Annotated in this window: 6 protein-coding genes and 1 pseudogene; all 7 read left to right on the forward strand. The window is 54.9% G+C overall.

The annotated features are described in order from the left end of the window. The first annotated feature begins 269 nt into the window (after positions 1-269). Positions 270-605 (forward strand): 4a-hydroxytetrahydrobiopterin dehydratase, encoded by a 336-nt coding sequence (locus KHU33_RS13420; RefSeq protein WP_407928281.1) that lies wholly within the window; start codon positions 270-272, stop codon positions 603-605. Then, the gene (locus tag KHU33_RS13425) at positions 602-1,417 is read left to right on the forward strand and encodes an SDR family oxidoreductase (RefSeq protein ID WP_211463662.1); all 816 of its coding nucleotides are present in this window, start codon (positions 602-604) and stop codon (positions 1,415-1,417) included. Before KHU33_RS13420 ends, KHU33_RS13425 begins: the two co-directional genes overlap by 4 nt. Positions 1,418-1,501: 84 nt before the next feature. Then, positions 1,502-2,299 (forward strand): DUF1223 domain-containing protein, encoded by a 798-nt coding sequence (locus tag KHU33_RS13430; protein WP_329956053.1) that lies wholly within the window; start codon positions 1,502-1,504, stop codon positions 2,297-2,299. Between the two features lie 214 nt (positions 2,300-2,513). Further along, positions 2,514-5,111: a type VI secretion system Vgr family protein gene (locus KHU33_RS13435; protein ID WP_211463670.1), complete on the forward strand. Its 2,598-nt coding sequence runs from the start codon at positions 2,514-2,516 to the stop codon at positions 5,109-5,111. 7 nt (positions 5,112-5,118) lie between these two features. Then, positions 5,119-5,889: a DUF4123 domain-containing protein gene (locus KHU33_RS13440; RefSeq protein WP_211463672.1), complete on the forward strand. Its 771-nt coding sequence runs from the start codon at positions 5,119-5,121 to the stop codon at positions 5,887-5,889. A 16-nt stretch (positions 5,890-5,905) separates the two neighbouring features. Beyond that, complete coding sequence (locus KHU33_RS13445; RefSeq protein ID WP_211463674.1) at positions 5,906-6,478, forward strand: DUF3304 domain-containing protein; 573 nt, start codon at positions 5,906-5,908, stop codon at positions 6,476-6,478. A 138-nt stretch (positions 6,479-6,616) separates the two neighbouring features. Further along, a pseudogene (locus tag KHU33_RS13450) lies at positions 6,617-6,832 on the forward strand (hypothetical protein); the annotation flags it as partial.

The raw sequence follows: 6,832 nt of genomic DNA on the forward strand, positions 1-6,832 counted from the left end.
ACGTCACCACTACTAAAATATCTCCCCACATCCTAATGCCGTTCAGTTAAGGTTACGGGGGAATGGCGTTAGCTGCGTCATTGGCGACCCCGTCATTCCCGCGAACGCGGGAATCCATTTTTAATCACCATGCTCTGCAACATGGATCCCCGCGTCCGCGGGGATGACGGAATGACCGCATCGGTCCATCTAAAGAATGCCGTTCTGGGCTTAACTGAACGGCATTACTCCCCACATCCCATCTTTCAAGCATTCCATCCCTTCCAGTTATAGAATTGAAGTTTTCACGAACGGATACTTCAATGCCAAGCTCTACTCATATCGGCGCTGCCGCCGCACTTCAAAGCCTGCCAAGCTGGACTGCGGTGGATGGCCGCGATGCGATTCAAAAGACCTTCAAGTTTGCCGATTTCAACGCTGCCTTCGGTTTCATGACACAGGTGGCTTTGCTGGCGGAAAAGATGGACCATCATCCCGAGTGGTCGAATGTCTATAACCGGGTGGAGGTGGTGCTGACCACCCATGACGCTAACGGCGTTACCGATCTCGACGTCCGCCTGGCGACATTCATGGAGCGCCACGCTAGCGCCGCCGTCAAAAATTGAATAAACATGCAAAGCCGGCCAAGACCGGTGTAACGAATGGTGCGACGCCGCCAGTGGTGTTGATTACCGGCGCCGCCAAGCGGGTCGGGCGGGTGGTTGCGGAGCGGTTTGCACGGGCGGGTTATGCCGTCGTGGTGCATTACGGCAGCTCGCAGCAGGAGGCGCTGGATACGGTGCAGGCGATCGAAGCTGGAGGCGGCGTTGCAGTTGCCCAGCAAGCCGATCTGCAAGCGCCGGAGCAGTTGACGGCGATGATGGCGGCTATCTATGCCCGCTTCGGCCGGCTGGATGTGCTGGTGAATTGCGCTGCGGTCTTTTTCCCGGATGCGCTGGCCGATTTTGCGCTGGCGGATCTGGAGCGATCGTGGCAGGTGAACTGCCGCGCGCCGTTGCTGCTGACTCAGGCGTTTCATCGGCAAGCCAGGCAGCGCGCGCAGCAGGGCGTGGTGATCAATGTGGTGGACCAGAAGGTGCGCGCCAATTTCCATCCCGACGATTTCAGCTACACCGTGGCCAAGGCCGCATTGGGCAACCTGACCGCGATGCTGGCGATGTCGGCGGCGCCGGTGCTGCGCGTCAACGCCCTGTATCCCGGGCTGATGATGAACAGCGGCGATCAGAGCCAGGCCGATTTCGACTATGCTGCGGCCCATTCGACCCCGCTCGGTTATATTGCGCCGATTACGGAAATCGCCGACGCCATATTGCTGCTGACCAGGCCGTCCTTTAACGGCGCTGAATTTGTGGTGGATGCGGGGCAAAACCTGGTGCGGGTGGAGCGTGACGTGATTAATTTATATCGGGCGCCGTAGGAAATTTGGCTTGGGTTGAGGCTGACTTGTAAGGAAATAGCGGTTAGGGCGACTAACAGGCAGATAACCAGCCAGGAGACTCAGGTGCAAATCCTTATCAATACTGCAAAGAATTTGGCGCTAAGCGCGCTTGCGTTGGGCATTTCGTCCACTGCCTACGCGCTGGACTACAGCGCGCAGAGTCCGCCCAACCGGGTGGCGCTGATCGAACTGTATTCCAGCGAAGGCTGCAATAGTTGCCCGCCGGCTGACCAATGGCTATCCAAACTGGGGGCTCAAGCCAAGCCGGAACGGATTGTGCCGCTGGCGCTGCACGTCGATTATTGGGATAACCTGGGCTGGAAGGACCGCTTCGGCGATCATCGTTTCACTGTGCGGCAGCAGGAGCTGGCGGCGTTTACCGGTAAGCATGTGGTGTATACGCCGGAAATTTTCGCCGGCGGCCGTGAGTTAAGGCACTGGAATACGAAGAGCGACTTCGATACTGCGATCGGTAAAATTACAGATCAACCGTCGCTGGCCGATATTGCGATCAAATTGTCGGGCACGGCGGCGCGTACATTCGATTTGTCGACCAAGGTCAAGCTGCGCCAGCCTTCCAAGGACAGCCACAACGCTTACATTGCGGTCTACGAAAACCAGCTTGTCTCCAACGTGGCGGCAGGCGAGAACGGTGGCGTGACCTTGCATCACGATTATGTTGTGCGGCGCTGGCTGGGGCCTTTTGCACTGAAGGACGGGGCGGTGCAGATCAATGAAAAGATCGCGCTCGACAGCATCGGCGCCGATGTTCGCGCCGACCGTTTCGGCATCGTCGCCTTTGTCCAGAATGCGAGCAATGGCGAAGTGTTGCAGGTGGCCAGGCTGGCGGTCGATCACTGATTGCGCCGTTGAAAGGTGACAAAAAAACGCCGGATCACATTGTTTGATCCGGCGTTTCTGTTTGTGCGCCCGGCGTGCGCACTTTTTTTGCATGTTAGAGGGGCAGTGAATTTAACATTGGTTAATGATCGATGTCATTAGTGCAATTTTTCATTGCATTTCATTGTCTATTGTGCAATAGTTGGCAATCCCTTTTTCGTCAGGATGCCGCTAAATGACTGCTGTTTCGAACAAGTTCAGTAACAGAATTTTATCCGTTAGCAGTGTCGTCATTCCGGAGATTCTGGGTGAGTCCGCGCTGGTCGCAGTGTCCATTGTCGGCAGTGAAGGTGTGGATAGTCTATTCGACTATCAGGTCATCCTGAAGACACCCGATTCCCTGAATCACCTGATCAGTGACACCACTAATTTCAACACCGCCGCCTGGTTGGGGGAGGAAATGTCGGTACGAATCCAGCTGGAAGGAAATGGCAAATTCGTGGCTGGACAAATGGGCATGAGCGGCATGGGTAATGTCGGCGCTGGCGTGCGTGAAATCAACGGCATCATCGACGATGCCAGCTTCTTACGTGTAGAGGGGCGATACGCGTTCTACGAGGTCAAACTGAAACCCTGGCTGTTCGCCGCCACGCTCGTCACCAACTGCAAGATCTATCAAAACAAGACCGTCAAGGAAGTCATCGACGAATCGCTGTCCGGGCTGACCTATCCGATCGCATGGCGGCTGATCGATACCTATCCCAAGCGCGACTACACCACCCAATTTAACGAAAGCACTTTCGATTTTGTCAGTCGCCTGTGCGAAACCTGGGGCATCAGCTATTTCTTCGAACACAGCGACGGCAAGCACCGATTAATCTTCACCGACTATATGGGCGGTTATCAGCCCAATCCCAGCGAAGCCTATCAAACGGTGCTGTTCCATACTCCCAATGCCAAGATCGACGAAGAATATATCCACGCCTTCGTCCCGACAAACAAGCTCGCTTCAGGCATTTTCACCACCAGGGATTTCGATTACACCCGCCCGCGTGCCGATCTCACTGTCACCAAGGAAGATCCGATACAGGACGCCAGCCACAATCAACACGAAGTGTATGAGTGGCACAGCCCCCACAGTGGCCATAACCACTACGTGCAACCGAAAGCCGGTCCGAACCAGGCTACCAATGTCCCGCTGGACGAAGGCCAGTTCCTGGCGCGTATCCGCATGGAGCAATTGCACTGCCAGGGTTATCGCGCCCACGGCAGCGGCCACCTCAAAGGCATGCAGCCTGGTCACAGTTTCACGCTCAAGGAGCATCCGCGTACTGCCGCCAATGTCGAGTACCTGATTCTCAACACTACCCTGACGATCAGGGACGTCGCCCAGGAAACCCAAAGGCCAGGGAATCCGCACGCCCAGCGCCATGAAGTGCAGGCGGATTTCGAGGTCTATCCATTAAAAGGGGCCGGTGGCTACCGTCCTGCCAACAAAACCCCGGCACCGAAGATGTATGGTTTGGAGTCCGCGATCGTGGTCGGTCCCGACAAGCAAGATCTCTGGACCGACAATCTGGGACGTATCAAGGTGCAGTTCCACTGGGATCGCCTAGGAAAAAACGACCAGAACAGTTCTTGCTGGGTGCGCGTCTCTTCGCCGTGGGCTGGTAACCAGCTAGGTAGTGTGCACATCCCGCGCATGGGGCAGGAAGTGCTGATCGCCTTCATCAGCGGCAATCCGGATTTACCGATCTGTACGGGCCGCGTCCACAACCAAAGCAATCTGCCGTCGTGGCAACTTCCCAGCCAGCAGGCCTTGTCGGGATTTCGCTCCAGGGAATTGACGACCGATGGGGGTAATGCTGCCGGTGGACGCAGCAACCACCTGGTGATGGACGATAGCGAAGGCAAGATTCAGGCGCAGCTGAAATCGGACCATCAGCATAGCCAATTGAGCTTGGGTTACATCACGCGCATTGAAGACAACCAAGGGCGCAAGGACGAACGCGGTCAGGGTTTCGAGCTGCGCTCAGATGGTCACGGCAGCATTCGTTCCGGCAAGGGGATGCTGATTTCTACCGATGCCAGAGACAAGGCAAACAGCCACATCAAGGACATGCAGGAACCGTTGGGGTACTTGACCAATGCCCGTGATCAACACGAAAACCTTGCCGATCTCGCCCGGCAAGGTGACGCACAGGGCAGCGACGCTGATCAGCGCGATGTCACCAAAACCATCAAAGCGCAAAATGACGCTATCAAAGGCAGTGGCGGCAATCCTGCTGCGGGCGACTTTCCGGAACTGGCCGAACCGCACTTAATCCTCGCCAGCCCCGCCGGTATCGAGACCACCACTGCACAATCAACCCACATCGCCAGCGGCGAAGATACCGCCGTCACGACCGGCCGCCATTTTTCAGTTGCCAGCGTCGGTAGTTTATTCGGCAGCGTCGGCAAGGGCATGCGTTGGTTTGTCCACACGCTGGGCATCAAAATGGTGGCCGCTGCCGGCATCATCGAAATCAAAGCCTTGACCGACATGATCAAAATGATCGCCAAAGAAAGCATTCAGATCATCAGCACCGACAAAGGCATTCTCATCATCGCCAAGACGCAGGTGGAAATCGGTGTCGAGGGTGGCGCGCGTACTGTCTGGAAAAGTAGTGAGATCAATCACTATGCACAAGACCATATCGTCAATGCAAAAAACTCCGTGCCAGGGCCGAAATTGATGCCGGACAGTCTGCCGACGCTCCCAACAGTCGAACCGTGCATACCTTGCTTGTTGCGACAAACCAAATCGGCCAGTCCTTTTATCATTTCGGAGTAAGGCCACCATGACGACACCGACACTTTTTGTATTGCTCGACGCTGCGATGATAGGTGGTCTCAACAACTATTATCCGCAATCTCATCCAGCGTGGCTTTATCCGCTATATGCCAGTAAAGATGCAGCGCTGCTTGGGCCAATCATCATAGATGCAGCCGCAGTCGAAGCGACGCAACACTTCGATGAAGTAAAAGCGATGTGGAATGCGTTCAAGCCCAGTCTGCATCTATCGCTGATACGCACCACGCTCACCGCACTGGAACTGGTGCAGCACTTGCAGCAGTTCACCCGTATTTTCGATGACACCGGGACTGTGTACTTTCTGCGCTTTGCAGATTGCCGTTTGATCCCGCATCTAGCCAACGCGCTCACGCCACAGCAATGGCGCGGATTAACTCGCCCGATGACCGAATGGCAAATTCACCAGCGTGATGATTCCCGCCTCGATCTGCCGCTGGCTACACCTGACACCGAACCAAATAATGGGCCTTGGGTACTGACGACGGATCAAATGGATCAACTGATGGCGGCGGCACTTCCCGACAATCTGCTTGATCGCTTAGGTTACGACCCGCAAACATTGGGAGAAAACACTTACGCCTATTGGAGCCTTGCGCATCATTGCGTGAATTTGTGGCTGCAAAGTGGGAATGGCAATCAGCACGTGCTAACCGCGTTTGGTAAGTACATGTTTGCCACACGAGGAAATGCGTTGGAACAGCGAGACTGGGCGACATTTTTAGCGCATGCGAAACCGCAAGATGTCGTCAAAGCATAGTCAAGGAGAATGCAGAATGAAGACAAGACAATCCGTTTTACGCCGCTGGCTTTTTTCAATCCTGTTGGCATTGTCATTAAGCGCCTGTGCCAGCTCCGATGCATTTTTAGCAGAAGATTCGACGTCTGTATCGGGGGTCGGCCATATGGGCAGAATGGTTGGCGTCTCACAGTTTTTCGTAAACGGTTCTTGGGGAGGTAATGTCTCTGGTTGGGGCGGTGGCGGCAGTACCGTGTGTTGCGCGAAAGTGCCTAAACCGAAGCCGAACAAACCGGCGATGGTGACAGTGAAGTGGGAAACTTGTGACATCAGTCATATCAAATTCGTCAATGGCCTTGCCGTTGACCCTGACTCACGCTGCATCAGCGAATGGCATGAGACGACTGTGCCAGTGCATTTTGCAGAGGATAGGCTTGGCTATCTCTATGTACATTTTTTACCAGAAAACAAGGTCGAAGTTTGGTCGGTGAATAAGTATTATCCAGAGTCACCTGATTATCCAGGCCCTGCTTACCCGAGTAGTCGCCCAGGTCCCGGCTATGCATCACCGTTGGATGACAAACGCATCAATAAGAAGGGGCAACCATGACTATCGCCAAAAACTGCTTGGTCCCGGTAGAAGTAACCTGCCCACGGGGACTACCTATCGCCACTGGCGGTCATTGCGAATATACCCTCAACATTGGCATTTTCTTTGACGGCACTAACAATAATTAGGACAAGAAAAATGAAAGCAAAACAATCCGTATTACATCGTTGGATTTGTCTGATGCTGCTGGCACTGTCGTTAAGCGCCTGTGCCAGCTCCGATACATTGTTGGGGGAAGATTCCACCTCCGTCTCTGGCGTCGGGCATATCGGCAGAATGGTTGGCATTCCCAAGTTTTACGTCAATGGCTCTTGGGCGGGGAATGCCTCTGGCTGGGGCGGTGGCGGCAGTACC

This window comes from Collimonas silvisoli, assembly GCF_018305005.1.
Lineage (GTDB): Bacteria > Pseudomonadota > Gammaproteobacteria > Burkholderiales > Burkholderiaceae_D > Collimonas > Collimonas silvisoli.